Genomic DNA, 17,340 nt, shown 5'->3' on the forward strand with positions numbered 1-17,340 from the left:
ATATGCTTAGTTTTGTATACGCAAAAAAAGGAGCCAACATGCGTTCACGCTCAAAAAAAGTTGGACAGGAAGCATAGCTTGTCATTTCCGAACATACAAGTAGTTACATGTGACTCGGGGAGGTAAGTGCGAATGGATTCATTATTGCTCCTTGGTGAAATATTGATGATTAATCTGGTGCTGAGCGGAGATAATGCAATGGTTATCGCAATGGCCAGCAAGGATCTTTCGGCGAAGCACCGAAAGACTGCAGTATGGTGGGGCTCAGCAGGCGCAGTTGTTCTGCGGTGTTTGCTTACTTTTGTTGCGGTATTGCTATTAAAAATCCCTTATATTCAGGCTGGAGGGGGAATGCTGCTGCTATGGATAGCGTTCAAGCTGCTTTTGGAGGAAGAGGAGGATCTCAGAGTAAGGGAATCATCCTCAGTCTGGAAAGCAATCCGAACGATTCTTGTAGCAGACTTCATTATGAGCCTGGATAATGTACTAGCCATTGCAGGAGTAGCTAAAGGAGATTTGGCTTTAATTGTCATCGGGATTGCCCTTAGCATTCCGATAGTAGTGTGGGGAAGCGGCATTATTGTAGGCTGGCTGCACCGGTTTCCAGTGCTCGTATTTATCGGTGCTTATATATTGGCGTTTACAGCAGGGGATATGTTGCTTCAGGATGCAAAATTAGGGACGATGCTCTCCTTTTTGTTCCCTTCCTCACATTCCTATTTGCCCATTGCCTTAGGAATATTAGTTGTCGTTACGGGAGCAATAAAACGCAGAAAAACATCTGCAGGTTAATAAATTGCAATAAAAGGCAATACTAAACGGACATCTCCATAAAATGGAATTGTCCGTTTTTTTTGCGTGATCAGAAGCGCTTATCGACACTGATTAATCACAGGGAGTGATGGCATTTTGTGTATGTTTCGGATAATATATGAGTAAGAATCCTGTCGCTTTCAGGCTATAAGGTGACGAGGAAATGAGGTAGACGTGAAATTGAAGGGATGGGTGAAGGATGTCTTCAAAGAAAGATATACAGCTAGGAATTTTTATTGTTGCTGCTGGCATCGTGATTTTATTAGGTAAGCTGGGCGTCTTCGGATTTTTGGGGCGTGCGCTTTGGCCTCTAGTGATTTTAATTCCAGGAATAGTACTACACATGTTATTTTTCAGCCGTCGTGCTTCGGCCTCGGTATTGGTTCCTGCTGGGATATTAACGGTGTATGGTTTGTTGTTTGGCCTCTGCAATATTTGGGGATGGGGGCTTATGAGAAACTTATGGCCTGTGCTGTTGCTTGGTCTTGCCGTGGGCTTGTATGAATACTCCATCTATGAACCTAGACGGACGGGTGGCCTGTCAGCAATTGCTGTAACATTAGGCTTACTAAGCCTTGCGCTTTGTATTTTCAGCCTTATGGGCACCGGCGCGATCTACCTGATCGGGATTGTATTAATAGCTGTAGGAATTTGGCTGATTACCGGTCGAGGCAGAGCACGTGGCCGGAATAGATGGTATCGAAGCTAATTGCTGTAGGATCTTGTGAAAAAAAACGGAAATTGGTAACTGTTTTTTCATAAAAAGACTTGCTTTTCATGGTACTTTCACTATAATATTAATGTTATGTTGAAGCGTCGGCTTTCTGCCTGGCGCTTCTTTTGTGAGACTGCCGTGACATGCTATGAATTTTAACAGTTTTAATTTGATAAATGAGAGGATTTGGATACAAATCATGCATTCAAGAAAAGATATTCGCAACATTGCGATCATTGCCCACGTTGACCATGGCAAAACAACACTCGTCGATCAGCTCCTTCAACAATCGGGGATCTTCAGCGCCCATGAGCACTTGCAAGAACGTGCTATGGACTCTAATGATATCGAACGGGAACGTGGAATTACAATCCTAGCTAAAAATACAGCAATTACTTATAAAGAGTTTTTGATCAACATTGTGGATACACCTGGACATGCTGACTTTGGTGGCGAAGTAGAACGGATCATGAAAATGGTTGACGGTGTATTGCTGGTTGTTGATGCTTATGAAGGCTGCATGCCGCAAACGAAATTCGTTCTGCGTAAAGCATTGGAACAAAAACTTACACCGATCGTTGTCGTGAACAAGATTGACCGTCCAGCTGCTCGTCCTAAGGAAGTTATTGATGAAGTGCTCGATTTGTTCATCGAACTTGAAGCAAATGACGAACAATTGGAATTCCCGGTTGTTTATGCATCTGCTCTTAATGGTACATCAAGCATGGTTCCTGAGAAACAAGATGAAACGATGCTTTCGCTCTACGAAACCATTGTTGAACATATTCCAGCTCCAACCGAAAGTGTTGAAGAACCACTTCAATTCCTCGTAACGTTGATGGATTATAACGAATACTTGGGTCGTATTGCGATTGGACGTGTTAACCGCGGTGTGATCAAACAAGGTCAATCTGTAACAGTTATTATGCGTGATGGTAAGAGCAAAACTGCACGTATCGAGAAATTGTTCGGCTTCCAAGGTTTGAAACGTATTGAAACAGAGCAAGCGGGCGCAGGGGATATCGTTGCTATTGCAGGGATCAAGGACATCAACATTGGTGAGACCATTGCTGATCCTGCAAACCCTGAAGCACTTCCGGTTCTGAAGATTGACGAGCCAACCATGCAAATGACATTCCTAGTGAATAACAGTCCTTTTGCTGGTAAAGAAGGTAAATGGGTAACTTCCCGTAAACTACGTGAGCGTCTATTTAAAGAACTTGAAACAGACGTGAGTTTGCGTGTGGAAGAAACTGATAGTCCTGATGCATTTATCGTTTCTGGACGCGGTGAGCTTCACCTTGGTATTCTGATCGAGAATATGCGTCGTGAAGGTTATGAAATGCAAGTTTCTAAACCACAAGTAATCATTAAAGAAATCGACGGTGTCAAAATGGAGCCGCTTGAGCGTCTAATGATTGATATTCCAGAAGAGAGCATGGGCTCTGTTATGGAGAGTCTGGGTACTCGTAAAGCCGAAATGGTCAATATGATTAACAACGGTACGGGTCAAGTACGTCTGGAGTTCCTGATTCCTGCACGTGGATTGATTGGTTACAACACTTACTTCTTGACTTTGACACGCGGTTACGGCGTTATGAACCATGCTTTTGACAGCTACGCTCCACTGGTTGCTGGTCAAGTTGGCGGACGTCATCAAGGTGTGCTTGTAGCAAGTGAGACTGGATCAACAACTCAATACGGAATCGTGGGTGTTGAGGATCGTGGTATTCTCTTCTTGGATGCAGGTACAGAAATTTATGAAGGTATGATCGTAGGCGAGCATACCCGTGATAACGATATTATCGTTAACATCTGTAAGGAAAAAGCACTTACCAACATGCGTACCTCAGGAAAAGATGATACTGTAAAAATGAAGACACCACGCACCTTCTCTTTGGAAGGCGCACTTGAATATTTGAACGATGATGAATATTGTGAAATTACACCTAAATCCATTCGTTTGCGTAAAAAGATTCTGAACAAAGGCGAACGCGAACGTGTAGAGAAACAACGTAAAACAGCACAAGCCAACGCGTAAACACATGCTTATGAATAAGACCGCCGGATTATTGCATCCGGCGGCTTTTTTTAATATAAGAAACAAAAAATTCCCCTACTGATGATATAATGTAAACGTATCTTAAATTTGGGAGGAGTGCGGTTATCTATGCAGGTGTGGTTCGCTGAGCATCCAATCGTCGCTTATATTGTTATCTTTATATTGCTTACTTTTGTTTATAATCAAGTCTTTCGTGTGAATCAAAAGTTATCGATTGGCAAGGAAATCATGCTCTACATAATGATGGCGATTGGCTCTGGCATGCTCCTCATTTTCCAACATGATAAGCTTCCGATTATCCAGTGTCTGTTGGTTGCTGTCGGATTAATGCTGATGGTACGGATACGTTATATAGTAGAAGCTCGACAGAAGAGAAAGGCTGCGGCAGCAGCGAAGAGATCGTAATCGCAACTTTTGTACCTTAAGGATCGTCTAATTAATGTAGCAATTCTAATTCTAAATGAAATGAAAAGGACTTTATTCTATTATGAGTACAAGAAACAGCGGTTTACCTCCAAGAGCAAACGGGCAACAACCTACTAATAGAAAACAGCCTGTGAAGGGTGCTTCTAAGAAAAAAACGAAAAAGAAAGTGAAAAAGAGAGGTTTTTTTGGCAGATTAGTTAGAGTATTGTTAACTTTGCTAATTATTGCGATCCTCGGCGTGCTGGGTTATGGCGGTTATCTGTATTGGAAGCTTGAGCATGGCGTATTTAATGCAGGGGTTGAGGGTACGGTTGCTCCAGGGCATTCCGCTTCAGAAAAACCACTGACAATGCTTATACTGGGAACGGATAACAGACCTAAACACGAGTCTTATTTGACTGACGTAATCATGGTTGCAGCACTTAATCCTAAGACTAAATCAGCGACTATTGTTTCGCTTCCTCGTGATACCTATGTGGAGCTAAGCGGCTATAAGAAGACGAAAATTAATGAATTTTATGCTCGCTTCAAGGGTAAGGAGAAATCCTCTGGTCTACTGGCTGAAGATGAGATGAAGACGATGATGGGTAAGTATTTGGATATTGATGTAGATTATACAACGATTCTTGATTTTCAGGGCTTCCGTGATGTAGTGGACGAGCTTGGGGGAGTCGAAGTAAATATTAGTGAAAATATGTGTTATACAGACACTGTGGATGGCACGAATATCAATCTGAAAAAGGGTCCGGCAGAGCTGGATGGAAAAAATGCACTGGACTATGTGCGGTATCGTAAATCCAATTGCAAGCCTAAGACCAACGCATCAGATGATTTTGATCGCAACAAACGCCAGAACGAAGTTCTGAACAGTCTGGTGGATCAGATGCAATCGCTTGGTGGCGTATTAAAAATCGGCAAGGTGCTTGATGCAGTGGACAGTAACATGAAGACAGATATCGAAAATTCGCAAATCAAAGATATGATTGCGACGTATTGGAAGATTTCCAAAGAGAATATCGAATTCAAGCCGGTTACTGGAACGTGGCGAAGTCCATATGTATATATTAATGATGAGGAGTTTGAGGCCGCTAAGAAAAGCTTGCAGGATCGGATTGCAGGAATTTCCACGGGAGCTGATTCGACAGCTGCTGAGACGCCTTGAGGACCTTAATATCTTCCATAGCTAAAATTGAATGCAAGTTTCAGCCTGTGCTATAATATAATAAATCGAATGAATTAACGTCGCATAGGGGGCCAGTACTTATGTCCGAAGCCGTTGCTCAGCTGAATGAAACTTTGCTATCGATGCTGCAATCGGAAACCTTTGTTCTTCTAAACACAGTTGATGCGGAGACAGGCGGTCCTACATCCACAGCTATTTCGTGGCTTTATGCTGTTAGTCCTAGTACTGTGCGTTTGGCTATTGATCATCGTTCAAGACTTGTGAATAATATGAAGGTTAATCCATTAATAACTATAACTGTGTTTGGTGAAGGAACTGTCTATGCCATTAACGGTAGTGCTGCTGTAAGGCAGGACCCGCTAGAAGATGTTCCTTTTAAGATGTGCTGTTTTGATGTTGAAATTCAAGCGGTCCGCAACGCGCTTTTTTACGGCGCGCAGCTGGACTCCGCCCCAAGATATGCGAAAGTTTATGATGGACGTGCCGCTGAGAAGTTGGACGGACAAGTATTTGCTGCCATGAAAAAAGCCTAGTGAAAATATCACTGGGCTTTTTTTGAACTCAAAGAACATCTTTTGTTCTTAATCTCTACTGTGCATTTTTTTGCGGCTTGGTATCCTCTGGCAGCTGTGGCATGATTCGTCCGATAATATCGGCCAGCTCGGATGAGAATCCGGATATCGGATGTCCCTTGGAGATATGGCGGCTCATTTCCGCTAATCTGCTGGAGAGATCCATATCCGCAGTGACAAGCGCCCGTACACTTCTTGGGTCTTTGCGGATGGCTTCCGCTACAGAATATTTGATGCTTCCTACACGTGAACGGCCCAGAGAACCTTCTACATCAAGACCAACTATGGCAACTTTGTTCATGACTACACAGTGTGCGCCATTTACACCGGGAACTCTTTTGGCCAACTGTTCAAAATGATCCTTAAGTGCAATTTCACTTTCTCCATTAACATTGACGGCTTGACCAGCTTTTGAGGTGGCTTTAGGATTAGTCGCACCATCATTGGACAATTGCCGAACCTCATGGTTCCCCGTACCCTTTACAGCATTCGCAGATTGTTTATTCTGAGGAGAGGGTGATGTCTTTTTATTAGCGATACCGCAGCTTGTCAGTAGCAGCAGTACCAGCAACAGACATATTGATTTTCTCATATGTGATTACTCCTTTCAGCCAAAGAATCGTTTCTGTACCATATCTTTTCCCTTGGCGGAAAGAGTTATGTATGATCAATCAAACCAGGCGCTGTGGAGGGGATAATATGAACAAGATATTTGTGCTAGATACCAACGTGCTTTTGCACGACCCCAATTCAATTTTCTCTTTCAAGGAGCATGAGGTGGTTATTCCGGCTGTTGTGCTGGAAGAAATCGACTCCAAGAAGCGCAATGCTGACGAAATCGGTCGGAATGCCCGTACAGTATCCCGATTGCTTGATGGACTCCGGGAACTAGGTCATTTGCATAGTGGTGTGGAACTGGAGCATGGAGGCAAGCTGAAGGTAGAACTTAACCATCGCAGTTTTGTGAAGGTACAGGAAATGTTTGGTGAGGTGTCTAACGACAATCGGATTTTGGCTGTTGCTCTCAATTATTTGAATGAAGAGAATGAGAAGCCCGATCCGCGTCCCGTTGTGCTTGTGAGCAAGGATGTACTGGTTCGTATTAAAGCGGATGTACTTGGAATTACGCCAGAGGATTATTTGTCAGATCGTACTGGAGACTTAAATGAACTATACACTGGTTACCAATCTCTGCAGGTTCATCCCGCATTGATTGATGAATATTACAGTCACCGCTCTCTGACGGTAAAACAGCTTGCGTTGTCGTATCCGTTGTACCCTCATGAATTTGTGATTCTCAAGGATGAGATTGGCACTGGCAAATCAGCTCTTCTCAAAGTGAATAGTGATGCCACACGTCTGGAGCCACTCTATCTGGGCAATGATTCGGTTTGGGGGATTAGCGCCCGTAATGCTCAACAACGAATGGCACTGGAGCTGCTGCTAAATGATGAAATCCCACTCGTAACGATCACGGGTAAGGCTGGGACAGGGAAGACGTTATTGGCGCTTGCAGCCGGACTATTCAAAGTGGAGGATGAACATAAATACAAAAAATTGCTTATCGCCCGTCCGGTCGTTCCTATGGGTAAAGACATTGGGTATTTGCCCGGTGAGAAGGATGAGAAGCTTAGACCCTGGATGCAGCCTATTTATGATAATCTGGAATTCCTGTTCGATACCAAAAAAGCTGGCGATATCGATAAAATCTTAATGGGGTTAGGAAGTATACAGGTAGAAGCCTTAACCTATATTCGCGGCCGTTCAATCCCATCGCAGTTCATTATTATTGATGAGGCGCAGAACCTTTCCCGCCATGAGGTGAAGACCATTGTCTCCAGAGCGGGAGAAGGAAGTAAAGTCATTCTAATGGGCGATCCGGAGCAAATCGATCATCCATATCTGGATGCTGCGAGCAACGGACTGAGCTATATCGTCGAGAAGTTTAAACAGCAAGGGATTAGCGGACATATTACTTTGGAAAAAGGTGAGCGTTCCCGCTTGGCGCAATTGGCCGCGGATCTACTCTAACGGTTCATCAATCCTATTTTCAGCCGGGAGAAGCAAACACTCCCGGCTTTTTCCTGCCCGCCCGGAAACGGCAGAGGAATTTAAAGTTGGTTGTGGTGATTAGAGCCATGGAAAGAAAGTCTGGAACTGTAGAAGCGAAGCGTTCGCCTTTATCCTCGGATTTTAACCGCATGATGCGGTAATTAAATCAGGAAATCTGAGGATAACAGCGATCGGAAGTCCAAAGCTTTCTTGTAATGGCGGTCAGATCACCTTCCTATTTTTAATGCCTCTGGCGTATCACCCATATAATAGAAAGAGAACGGTTTCACAAACTAAAGACAAGCACCGGAGGGTTTGGTAAAATAGGGGAGACCAATCAAAAGGGAAGGTGGGAAATCGTGCTGAAACGCAAAAATTATTGGCTGCTTTTTGCAATTTTACTACTATTGCTGACAAGCCTGTCGCCCAGTATGGAATTGAGTACCAGTAACGATCCACGTCCTATGAAAAGACCACAAAGTCAGTCAACCCATCCCTCTTCCGGAGATGAGGGAACTATAGATAGCTTACACATAAGAGTATCGTTAAATAGCGAAGAATTTAGTGAACTGGAGCTCCTTAGCAACCGTTATACCCTAGAAAGTGGAGTAAATGTTATTTTAAGCAATGTGGATATGGAGGATGCCGATGAGGTATTGAAGCATGATTTAACGATCGGGGACAGCCCGGATATAGTCATGGCAGATGGACGAAGCATTCTGGACTGGGCCACACGTGGATATTTATTGCCGATGGATGTGTATCAGAGCGTTCCGGGGAGTGCACCGTTAACACAGTTGATCCCCTGGATGCAGTGGAATGGATATAATTGGGGAGTCCCGTTAGATATAGATCCTTACGTGCTTGTTTATTCCCCACAACGGCTGGCGGAGCTGGGTTTTAATGCATTACCCAAAAGCCTCGAAGAGTGGAATATCCTGCTTCAGAATGTGCTTAAAGAGCAAGGGAAATATTTACTCGCGATGGATACCCGTAATCCTTATGGATTGTCAGCGGTAATGGAGAGCATGAATAGCAGCTTGTTAGCAGATAACCAAGAAGTGTTGAATTGGACTCAGAACGCCCGCAGTTATTTTTATCTCACCAGCCGCTACAATAAAGATGTCTGGGATATGCTACAAGGAGGTAGTGTCGCCGTTGCTTCATTACCGTTATCCGAGTGGCAGAAGTATGGAAATTCATCCCTTGCTGCTGTACCGGCCCTGACTGCTAATAATGGGGGTGGGTTTGAATCCTGTTACAGTCGATCTTTTGCCCTTCCAGCTCAATCTCAAAGTCCAAAGGAAGCTGTGAATTGGCTGACCTTTATCACCTCAGAGGATGCTCAGCTGGATTGGTTGGAGAATACGGGGAGCTTGCCGGCGCTTGATGTTCTTTATCGTTCGGAGCATGCTTTTAAATACAAGCTTCCTTTCGATGTTGAGCTATTACTGACAGAAGAAACCGCCCCGGAGGATGAGTCACAGGGCGGCTGGAGTAAGGTTGTTGAAGCTGTATCATTACTATTAACGGGGCAGATAGATGCAGAAGGCTACAAAGAATTTCTAAAAGAAGGCCTAAAATGAAATGGAAAGCTTAACATGCAAGACGCCCTCTTGGCTATCTACTGCCGTGGCACGAAGGAAAGATACTATTTTGGCTGGATAAAAGCCTAAGTCAAATTCTTCTTCCAACGTTTTTCTTGTTGTGTCAGGCAATTCAAGACCGTTAAATACAATATGATCGACTTGGAATATAAGGCCGTTGATCGGTTCTTCCTGAATGGTATAGTGACCGGTCAGTGAAAGGGCTAGCGCTCCGCTTTTTCCAGTGGCAGTAATCGATCCGTCATTGAAATGAAAGGCGAAGTCTTTAAACAGCGAATTCTGCGATTGCAAAAATTCATTCAGGTCCTCTTCCTTCAGGTTTAGCTCATAAGTCATTCCCTTTCGAGTCAGTACACCCTCTCGATTCTGAACAAATTGTGGTAGTTTATTCATTGCGGAGGATAACGCCTTGAAATAGGTTTTTACCTCGTGCAGGCCGATATTCTCCCAATATAATGTGAATTCTTTAAGTAGAGTACTCATATTTTCAGGATCGCTGCTATTTTTAATCCCACCCTCAATTTCCTTGTTGAGCGCGTTTACCCGAACTTGCTGTTCCTCCAGAGCCGTGCGCAATCGGGCGAGCTCTTCCGAGTTTCGCTTCGCAGTCTGAAGGGTATTCTTCAAATCCTTATATTGTTCTTCATATTGTGAGAGAATATCGCGGTCATTTCCAATAATAATCTCATAATAATCGAACAGAGCCAGGAATCTGCTGATACTTTTTGCTGAAAAAAACGCGGCCAGAAGATTATCTCTATCCCCCATATAATAAGAACGCACAACTGCACCTGCCCGTTCCTGTTGGTCCGCAATGGCTGTTTTTTTCTGGGTAGCTTGTCTGTTCAGGCTTTCTACCTTTTGTTCAAGCGCTTTTTGTTCGGCTGTAATCTTGATGATTTCACGTTCGATTTCTGCAGAAGACAAGGTCTGTTCAAGTAGTTTACGGGTTTCTTCATTATCTGGTATAGCAGAGTTGAAAAAATCACCGCTAGGATCGGCAGACAAGTACTTCACAGGTTGTAACGGAAACAAAGTACAGCAGAAGAGAATTAGTATGGTTGCAATCATGCGGCTTTGTAAATTGCGGGAGCGCACCACACCACCACCTTTTTTTTGAAATGATATATGTATGTACTAATAATATGTTTAACCCTTCTAAAATAGCATACAAACAAAAAAACGGAAGTGATCCTTATAAGATAAGGACCTCATCCGCTCCAAAAGAGTACTGCAATTTATAGTGGAAGACCCATTTGAAAGATCGTCCAATAACTAAATCCGGTGAAAGTCAGAATCATGTATGCCCAGAAGAGAAGAACATAAGTTTTTTCAGTAAATTTCATATAGCCAAGTATTACGAAAAATGCAGTTTGCAAAAAGAAAAGCAAGGCCATTTCTGTTAGACCTCCGGCGAAAGCCATCAATCCAATAGCTAATGTGAAAAAACCTAATACCCGAAACATGCGGTCCAAGAGAGAGTCCCCCTTCCAGTATGTATCTCACGAATATTCCTTCGATTTATTATACCCTCAACATAATTATGTGTAAACGAATTCATTGAAAAAAATGCACTAATCTTCAAAAAATGTGATTTTTATAATTGACCTGAGTGATTAGTGCTTTAAAAAAGAGAATTTATAGTTTTATGCGTATGATGTACGCAGATAATGGAAATACAAATTAGTATCAAATAGATTCTATGAACTCTATGAGAAGCATAGAAATGGAGTAAGCAGCTTTTATCCCTATTCACTACCCGGCAGAACTGCCGGTTATGGAGATGGTTATTTCATGACGTTGTTAGGAGGTTTGGCTTTATGACAGCCGTTAGACAGGACGCTTGGAGTGCAGAAGATGATCTAATATTGGCAGAAGTAACTTTGCGACACATTCGGGAGGGCAGCACACAGCTTGCCGCTTTTGAAGAGGTGGGTGAAAAAATCGGCAGAACTTCGGCCGCTTGCGGATTCCGCTGGAACAGTTGTGTTCGGAAAAGTTATGAAGGTGCCATCGGTATTGCTAAAGGGCAACGTCAAAAGCGTAGCTACCTGAAAAAGCAGCCGTCAGTAAGAGGAGCGCAAGTAGCTGGTCTCATTCTGGGTGATGTCGATGAGGAATTTGGGCGCGGTGAGGGATTAAGTGAAAACACATTATCCATTGATGCGGTCATTCGTTTCTTAAGACAATGGAAGGGTACGATCCAGGAAGCAGGACGTCAGCTGAAAATGCTGGAAAGAGACCTGCGCGAGAAGGAAGATGAATTAACAGAATTACGATCTGAGAATGAGCGGTTGTCTAAAGAGGTTAATCTTGCTCAAAGCGACTACCGGGTAGTCAACGATGATTACAAAGCTTTAATTCAGATTATGGATCGTGCTCGCAGGCTTGCTTTCTTAAATGAAGAAGAAGAAGAAATGAAGACTCGTTTCAAAATGGATGGTAACGGAAATTTAGAACGCATTGAATGAACGATAGGTTAACTAACAATCCCGCAAGTGGTCTGCTTTTTAAGCACCACTTGCGGGGTTTTTGGTATACTTAGAAAAATTGTGCTTAAGATCAGCAGGAGGGTTATATGAAAATTGATATAATTGGTGCAGGTTCACTCGGGCTGCTGCTGGCAGGGAGACTGATCCAAGCCGGAAATGATGTGAGGCTGTGGTGCCGAGGGATAGAACAATGCCAACGATTAGGGCGTGATGGCTTAACGGTTACCTACGAGGATGGACGCGAGCCGATAACAATTTCGGAAGATCAGTTTGTATCCGCGCCAATAGGGGAGTTCGCTGGTGCTTATCTAGAAGAGCCGAGTGATTGGATCGTGGTGACGGTTAAACAGAATACTCTACATAATGATTTGCCTGAATTTCTATCCCTACTTAAGGAAGAGCAAGTACATATGATTTGTTTTCAGAATGGTACAGGACATATGGAGATGTTAGGAGGCTTGTTGCCAAACGCCAATTTATATGTAGCTGTGACTACGGAGGCTGCGAAGCGCAAATCCTTAACTGAGGTCATTCATGCAGGAGCAGGGGAGGTGTGGATAGGAAAATGGAGCTTAGGGGATGGACAAGCTCATAGCATACATAATGATTTAAAAGCGAATAATTTAATAGAAGTTCTCATAATGGCAGGATTCGCAGCCTTTTTGTCGAATGAAGTGGATACCATGATTTACCGGAAGCTCTTGATCAATGCCGTTATTAATCCACTCACGGCGATTTGGCGTATTCCAAATGGGGAGCTGTTGTCTTCAGAGCAACGCCTCCAATTAATGAAGGAAGTTTTTGAAGAAGCAATAATGGTGTATGATTTCTGTGAAATTACTTATGATAAGGATGCTTGGGATAACATCCTTCAGGTGTGCCGGTTAACGTCTGGCAATATTTCATCTATGCTGGCAGATGTACTTGCTTCAAGAACCACAGAAATTCGTTGGATCAATGGAAGTCTTGTAGAAATGGCAGAACGATCTGGAGTGTCGGCACCATTAAATCGCTGGCTCTGCCAATTAGTAGAAGGTATTGGGGTATGATCTCTGGGGAGAGGTGAAGCTATGGGACTGCTGATGGATTCGGTTATTACTTTAAGCGTTATTCCGATTGTGCCGTTTTTGATTGTTTTTTTCATTGGAAAGGGCTTAAAAAAAGATAAAAAGAAAACTTTTATGCTCGCTATGGACGTGACCACATTTTTTTTATTATTGTCGGTCTCCGCATTGTTTAATAACATCTTTAATTCCGGTTTTGGGTTTTACCTTATACTAATTATTGTATTAATATCCGCTGGACTGATTGGCGGAGCTCAAAATCGGATGAAAGGAAAGGTAGATGGGAAGCGGTTATTTCGGGCAGTTTGGAGACTTTCGTTCTTTTTTATGAGCTTCGGATATTTATTATTTATGTTTGTTGGGCTAATTACCTACATATCACAAGCGATGTAACGTTCCACTGCTTCGGTGAAGCGTCAACGTCACAAAAGTTTAAAGTTTTAAAAAAAAAATATTTTCTGAAAACATTGCACTAGATTTTTTTGACCACTGGTTGTATAATCATAAACCATATACCACATTCTATTTAGGGGGAACTGCTAGATGAAGAAGAGTAAAAGTCTATTGCTAATGATTGCATTAGTACTTGTTATCGGCACAGTGCTTGCTGGCTGCGGCGGAAACAATGCAAACAGCGGCAATAAAGGTAACAATGCTAACACTGGTAACACGGCAACTGGTAATGCAGCTACAGAAGAAAAATTGGCTGCTGACCAAACATTGAGAATTAACCTTAGTTCTGAGCCTCCAACATTTGACCCAGGATTGGCTCAAGATAGCCAAGCTCACACTGTCCTGACAACAATGTACGAAGGTCTGACTCGCATGAATGCTGAATCTGGTCAAGCTGAACCAGGTGTTGCTGAAAGCTGGGAAGTTTCCGCTGACGGTCTGGTATATACTTTCAAACTCCGTGATTCACAATGGAGTAATGGCGATCCTGTAACAACAGAAGACTTCGTTCGCGCTTGGAAACGCGTGCTCGATCCTGCTGCTGCATCCGCTGCACCTTACGCTTATCAATTGTACTACATCAAAAATGCTCAAAAGTTCTACAACAAGGAAATTACCGATTTCAGTCAAGTAGGTGTCAAAGCGGTTGATGAGAAAACTCTTGAAGTTACTCTTGAAGCCCCAACTCCTTACTTCCTTGGATTGCTTTCCTTCTACACTTATTACCCTGTACACAAATCCATTGAGAGTAATCCTAAATGGGCAACAAGCAAAGATACTATGATCGTTAACGGTGCTTTCACTCTTACTGAGTGGACTACAGGTCAAACACTTGTTGTAACTAAAAACGATAAATATTGGGATAAAGATTCCATTAAACTTAACAAAATCGACTTCTCCCTTGTAAACAGCGGTGCAACTGAGCTGCTCAGCTACAAGAACGGTGAATACGATCGTGCCGGTGGACCAACTGGTGAAATTCCATCAGAACAAATTCCAATCGTGCAAAAAGAACTTCCTAACGAATTCAGCCGTAAAGGTATTGCTTCCGTATACTACTACGAATTCAATATCACTGAAAAACCTTTCACAAACGCTAAAATCCGTAAGGCTCTTGCAATGTCCATTAACCGTCAAGCTTTGATTGACAATGTAGTACAAGGTGGACAATTCCCAGCCTACGGTTATGTACCTCCGGGTATCGCTGGTGCTGATGGTGAATACCGTACAGCAGTTAAAGATAGCTACTTCACTGAAGATCTAGAACAAGCTAAAACATTGCTTACTGAAGGTCTGAAAGAAGAAGGTATGGATAAACTGCCTACATTCTCCCTGACTTACAACACAAGTGAAGGTCACAAGAAAATCGCTTTGGCGATTGCTGATATGTGGAAAAACAATCTTGGTATCGACGTACAAACCGTTAACCAAGAGTGGGCTGTATTTATTGAAAACCGTCAAAACCTGAACTACCAAGTTGCTCGTGCTGGTTGGACTGCGGATTACAATGATCCAATGACTTTCCTTGATATGTGGGTAACAGGTGGCGGTAACAATGATACTGGTTACGCTAACCCTGAGTATGACAAATTGATCAGCGAAGCTAAAACAAGCACTGACTTGGCAGTACGTCAAGAAAAGTTTGCTGCAGCTGAGAAATTGCTCATTGAGCAAGATATGGTTCTGATTCCTTTGTACTACTACACTAACAACTCCCTGACTAAAGAGTACCTTAAAGGTGTTACTCTTGACTTTAGTGGTGCAATTGACTTGACTCGCGGATACTTGCTTGAGCACTAAGATATTGCTTTAGTAATTACAACAGAATAGTTAGTTGACTGAAGTTGCAGAATACTTCGGGATATATATGTGGAATTCCATATATATCCCTTTTTTTTGTATTCCTGTCTATTTGTTAATTAATGTTATTAATAACATATATAGAAAATAGACAAAAATCCGTTTTTTTCATAAAATCATTATTATGTGTATCAAAAATTGTCGGAGGAGGTGTGATGGGGATGGTTCGTTATGTCGCAAATAAGTTTTTCTATATGTTGGTTTCTCTATTTGTATTGATTTCAGCTACCTTTTTCTTGATGAAAGCTATTCCGGGGGATCCGTTTACTTCTGAAAAGAAGGTACCGCCAGAAATTAAAGCACGTCTGATGGAACAATATGGTCTGGACAAGCCGCTCTCTCATCAGTATTTTAAGTATTTAGGTGATATTATCCAAGGTGACCTAGGTGTCTCAATGAAACGCCTAAATCAAGATGTATCACATTTGATCAGTCAAACCTTTTCAGCGTCGCTGAAGCTGGGACTCGTCGCAATCGTTGTGGCGGTTATTGTCGGAGTATTTCTCGGCATGTTGGCGGCACTCTATCACAGAAAGTTTATTGACAGCGCAGCTATGGTGCTGGCAGTTCTGGGGATTGCGGTTCCGAGCTTTGTAGTCGCGTCATTACTGCAGTATGTATTTGCTTTCAAACTGGGTTGGGTACCGGTTTCAGGTTTTAAAGGGCCGATCTATTATTTCTTACCCGTGGCCGCGCTCTCGGCACAGCCGATCGCCTTTATCGCCCGCTTGACCCGTTCAAGTATGCTTGAAGTTTTGAATGCGGATTATATCAAAACGGCTAAAGCAAAGGGATTGAGCTGGATGGCTATTCTGAGCCGCCATGTACTTCGTAACGGAATTCTACCTGTTGTTACTTATATGGGTCCAATGACAGCTAACATCGTAACTGGTTCGGTTGTTATCGAGCAGATCTTTGGTGTTGGGGGTATTGGTAAACAGTTCGTGGAAGCGATTGGTGTCCGTGACTATACCGTTATTATGGGGATAACCATTTTCTATGGTGTATTACTCATGGTTGCCCGCTTTATTACGGATATTGCTTATGTATTAATTGACCCACGTATGAAATTAAGTGGAGGAAAGGAGGGCTAAATAGTGGCTACTGAAAATAACTTGCTAAATCTAAAACCGGAAGATTTTCAAAAAGTCGGTGTAGATGAAAAAGAAGCCGAAGTTATCCAGCGTGAGAGTCTCTCTGCTTGGAAAGACTCTTGGCAACGGTTGCGTCAAAATAAAATGGCGATGACTGCGCTCGGTATCCTGGGTTTGATTGTACTTGCAGCGATTTTTGCACCTTTTATCTCGAAATATAACTATTATTCTAATGATTTGATGAGCACCAATAAGCCCCCTTCCTCCGATCACTGGTTTGGAACGGATGATCTTGGTCGTGATATCTTTGTTCGTACTTGGTACGGTGCACGGATTTCCTTGATCGTTGGTCTTGCTGCGGCAGCCATCGACTTGTTCATCGGTGTTATCTACGGAGGCATTATGGGCTTCTTCGGTGGCCGTGTAGATAATATTATGAATAAATTCTCTGAAATTTTGTATTCTATTCCTTATTTGCTGGTTGTAATCTTGCTCTTGGTCGTTCTTGAGCCAAGTCTTGGAACAATCATCCTAGCTCTAACCATTACAGGCTGGATTACGATGTCGTGGATTGTGCGTGGAGAAATTATGCAGCTCAAGAATCGTGAATTCGTATTGGCGTCCCGTTCCATGGGTGCTGGTTCTGCGAGACTGTTGTTCAAGCACCTTCTGCCGAATGCGGTTGGTCCGATTATCGTAACCATTACACTGTCTGTACCAAATGCTATCTTTGCTGAGGCCTTCCTAAGCTTCTTGGGTCTTGGTGTACAAGCTCCTGTTGCTTCACTTGGATCGATGATCAATGACTCACTCACCGGCTGGTTGTACTATCCATGGCGCTTCTTGTTCCCTGCGATCCTAATCAGCTTAACAATGCTTTCTTTCAACATTTTCGGTGATGGTCTTCGTGACGCGCTTGATCCTAAGCTGAAGAAATAGGAGGAATA

At 42.9% G+C, this 17,340-nt stretch carries 17 protein-coding genes; 14 read left to right on the forward strand and 3 right to left on the reverse strand.

The features are described from left to right. The first annotated feature begins 132 nt into the window (after nt 1-132). From MHH63_RS04510 to MHH63_RS04535, 6 genes are all read left to right on the forward strand, one after another. The gene (locus MHH63_RS04510) at nt 133-792 is read left to right on the forward strand and encodes a TerC family protein (protein WP_076136549.1); all 660 of its coding nucleotides are present in this window, start codon (nt 133-135) and stop codon (nt 790-792) included. 220 nt (nt 793-1,012) lie between these two features. Continuing rightward, the gene (locus MHH63_RS04515; protein WP_076129027.1) at nt 1,013-1,522 is read left to right on the forward strand and encodes a hypothetical protein; all 510 of its coding nucleotides are present in this window, start codon (nt 1,013-1,015) and stop codon (nt 1,520-1,522) included. A 205-nt stretch (nt 1,523-1,727) separates the two neighbouring features. Next, nucleotides 1,728-3,569, forward strand: a complete 1,842-nt coding sequence (gene typA / locus MHH63_RS04520) for a translational GTPase TypA (RefSeq protein ID WP_076129029.1) — start codon at nt 1,728-1,730, stop codon at nt 3,567-3,569. 129 nt (nt 3,570-3,698) lie between these two features. Then, entirely contained in the window at nt 3,699-3,995 is a 297-nt protein-coding gene (locus MHH63_RS04525; RefSeq protein ID WP_036683721.1) for a YlaH-like family protein, read from the forward strand. 82 nt (nt 3,996-4,077) lie between these two features. Beyond that, complete coding sequence (locus tag MHH63_RS04530; protein ID WP_076129031.1) at nt 4,078-5,178, forward strand: LCP family protein; 1,101 nt, start codon at nt 4,078-4,080, stop codon at nt 5,176-5,178. A gap of 101 nt (nt 5,179-5,279) precedes the next feature. After that, nucleotides 5,280-5,732 carry a pyridoxamine 5'-phosphate oxidase family protein gene (locus tag MHH63_RS04535; protein ID WP_076129033.1) on the forward strand — a complete coding sequence of 151 codons (453 nt, stop codon included), beginning with the start codon at nt 5,280-5,282 and terminating at the stop codon, nt 5,730-5,732. Between the two features lie 55 nt (nt 5,733-5,787). On the opposite strand, the gene MHH63_RS04540 is transcribed toward MHH63_RS04535, so the two are convergent. Further along, a complete protein-coding gene (locus MHH63_RS04540) occupies nt 5,788-6,363 on the reverse strand; it encodes a YhcN/YlaJ family sporulation lipoprotein (RefSeq protein WP_076129034.1) in 576 nt (191 codons plus the stop codon). A gap of 107 nt (nt 6,364-6,470) precedes the next feature. On the opposite strand from MHH63_RS04540, the gene MHH63_RS04545 reads away from it, so the two are divergent. Beyond that, entirely contained in the window at nt 6,471-7,802 is a 1,332-nt protein-coding gene (locus MHH63_RS04545) for a PhoH family protein (protein ID WP_036683710.1), read from the forward strand. 380 nt (nt 7,803-8,182) lie between these two features. After that, complete coding sequence (locus tag MHH63_RS04550; protein ID WP_076179288.1) at nt 8,183-9,409, forward strand: extracellular solute-binding protein; 1,227 nt, start codon at nt 8,183-8,185, stop codon at nt 9,407-9,409. Here the strand turns inward: MHH63_RS04550 and MHH63_RS04555 are convergent. Together MHH63_RS04555 and MHH63_RS04560 are read right to left on the reverse strand one after the other, a co-directional pair. Beyond that, nucleotides 9,401-10,501, reverse strand: coding sequence for a coiled-coil domain-containing protein (locus MHH63_RS04555; RefSeq protein ID WP_076302563.1), 1,101 nt, complete (start codon nt 10,499-10,501; stop codon nt 9,401-9,403). The two genes, MHH63_RS04550 and MHH63_RS04555, sit on opposite strands and share 9 nt — an antisense overlap. A 167-nt stretch (nt 10,502-10,668) precedes the next feature. Beyond that, complete coding sequence (locus tag MHH63_RS04560; RefSeq protein ID WP_036683705.1) at nt 10,669-10,905, reverse strand: DUF2626 family protein; 237 nt, start codon at nt 10,903-10,905, stop codon at nt 10,669-10,671. A gap of 345 nt (nt 10,906-11,250) precedes the next feature. On the opposite strand from MHH63_RS04560, the gene MHH63_RS04565 reads away from it, so the two are divergent. From MHH63_RS04565 to MHH63_RS04590, 6 genes are all read left to right on the forward strand, one after another. Beyond that, a complete protein-coding gene (locus tag MHH63_RS04565) occupies nt 11,251-11,901 on the forward strand; it encodes an RsfA family transcriptional regulator (protein WP_036683702.1) in 651 nt (216 codons plus the stop codon). Between the two features lie 107 nt (nt 11,902-12,008). Continuing rightward, entirely contained in the window at nt 12,009-12,971 is a 963-nt protein-coding gene (locus MHH63_RS04570; RefSeq protein WP_076129038.1) for a ketopantoate reductase family protein, read from the forward strand. 21 nt (nt 12,972-12,992) lie between these two features. Further along, nucleotides 12,993-13,379, forward strand: coding sequence for a DUF3397 domain-containing protein (locus tag MHH63_RS04575; protein WP_076129040.1), 387 nt, complete (start codon nt 12,993-12,995; stop codon nt 13,377-13,379). A 150-nt stretch (nt 13,380-13,529) separates the two neighbouring features. Next, complete coding sequence (locus tag MHH63_RS04580; protein WP_341171257.1) at nt 13,530-15,239, forward strand: peptide ABC transporter substrate-binding protein; 1,710 nt, start codon at nt 13,530-13,532, stop codon at nt 15,237-15,239. A 221-nt stretch (nt 15,240-15,460) separates the two neighbouring features. Continuing rightward, nucleotides 15,461-16,393, forward strand: a complete 933-nt coding sequence (locus MHH63_RS04585; RefSeq protein WP_036683691.1) for an ABC transporter permease — start codon at nt 15,461-15,463, stop codon at nt 16,391-16,393. A 3-nt stretch (nt 16,394-16,396) separates the two neighbouring features. Then, on the forward strand, nt 16,397-17,332 hold the full coding sequence (locus MHH63_RS04590; protein ID WP_036683689.1) for an ABC transporter permease: 936 nt from the start codon (nt 16,397-16,399) through the stop codon (nt 17,330-17,332). The last annotated feature ends 8 nt before the right edge of the window (nt 17,333-17,340 follow it).

The organism is Paenibacillus sp. FSL H3-0310 (assembly GCF_038002785.1).
GTDB lineage: Bacteria > Bacillota > Bacilli > Paenibacillales > Paenibacillaceae > Paenibacillus_AQ > Paenibacillus_AQ odorifer.

Bases quoted from the DNA above. Each gene is read 5' to 3' on its own strand.
- MHH63_RS04580 (WP_341171257.1), top strand. From the start codon at position 13,530: ATGAAGAAGAGTAAAAGTCTATTGCTAATGATTGCATTAGTACTTGTT.
- MHH63_RS04570 (WP_076129038.1), top strand. From the start codon at position 12,009: ATGAAAATTGATATAATTGGTGCAGGTTCACTCGGGCTGCTGCTGGCA.
- MHH63_RS04545 (WP_036683710.1), top strand. From the start codon at position 6,471: ATGAACAAGATATTTGTGCTAGATACCAACGTGCTTTTGCACGACCCC.
- MHH63_RS04555 (WP_076302563.1), bottom strand. From the start codon at position 10,501: ATGATTGCAACCATACTAATTCTCTTCTGCTGTACTTTGTTTCCGTTA.
- MHH63_RS04565 (WP_036683702.1), top strand. From the start codon at position 11,251: ATGACAGCCGTTAGACAGGACGCTTGGAGTGCAGAAGATGATCTAATA.
- typA (WP_076129029.1), top strand. From the start codon at position 1,728: ATGCATTCAAGAAAAGATATTCGCAACATTGCGATCATTGCCCACGTT.
- MHH63_RS04525 (WP_036683721.1), top strand. From the start codon at position 3,699: ATGCAGGTGTGGTTCGCTGAGCATCCAATCGTCGCTTATATTGTTATC.
- MHH63_RS04585 (WP_036683691.1), top strand. From the start codon at position 15,461: ATGGTTCGTTATGTCGCAAATAAGTTTTTCTATATGTTGGTTTCTCTA.
- MHH63_RS04530 (WP_076129031.1), top strand. From the start codon at position 4,078: ATGAGTACAAGAAACAGCGGTTTACCTCCAAGAGCAAACGGGCAACAA.
- MHH63_RS04515 (WP_076129027.1), top strand. From the start codon at position 1,013: ATGTCTTCAAAGAAAGATATACAGCTAGGAATTTTTATTGTTGCTGCT.
- MHH63_RS04510 (WP_076136549.1), top strand. From the start codon at position 133: ATGGATTCATTATTGCTCCTTGGTGAAATATTGATGATTAATCTGGTG.
- MHH63_RS04575 (WP_076129040.1), top strand. From the start codon at position 12,993: ATGGGACTGCTGATGGATTCGGTTATTACTTTAAGCGTTATTCCGATT.
- MHH63_RS04540 (WP_076129034.1), bottom strand. From the start codon at position 6,363: ATGAGAAAATCAATATGTCTGTTGCTGGTACTGCTGCTACTGACAAGC.
- MHH63_RS04535 (WP_076129033.1), top strand. From the start codon at position 5,280: ATGTCCGAAGCCGTTGCTCAGCTGAATGAAACTTTGCTATCGATGCTG.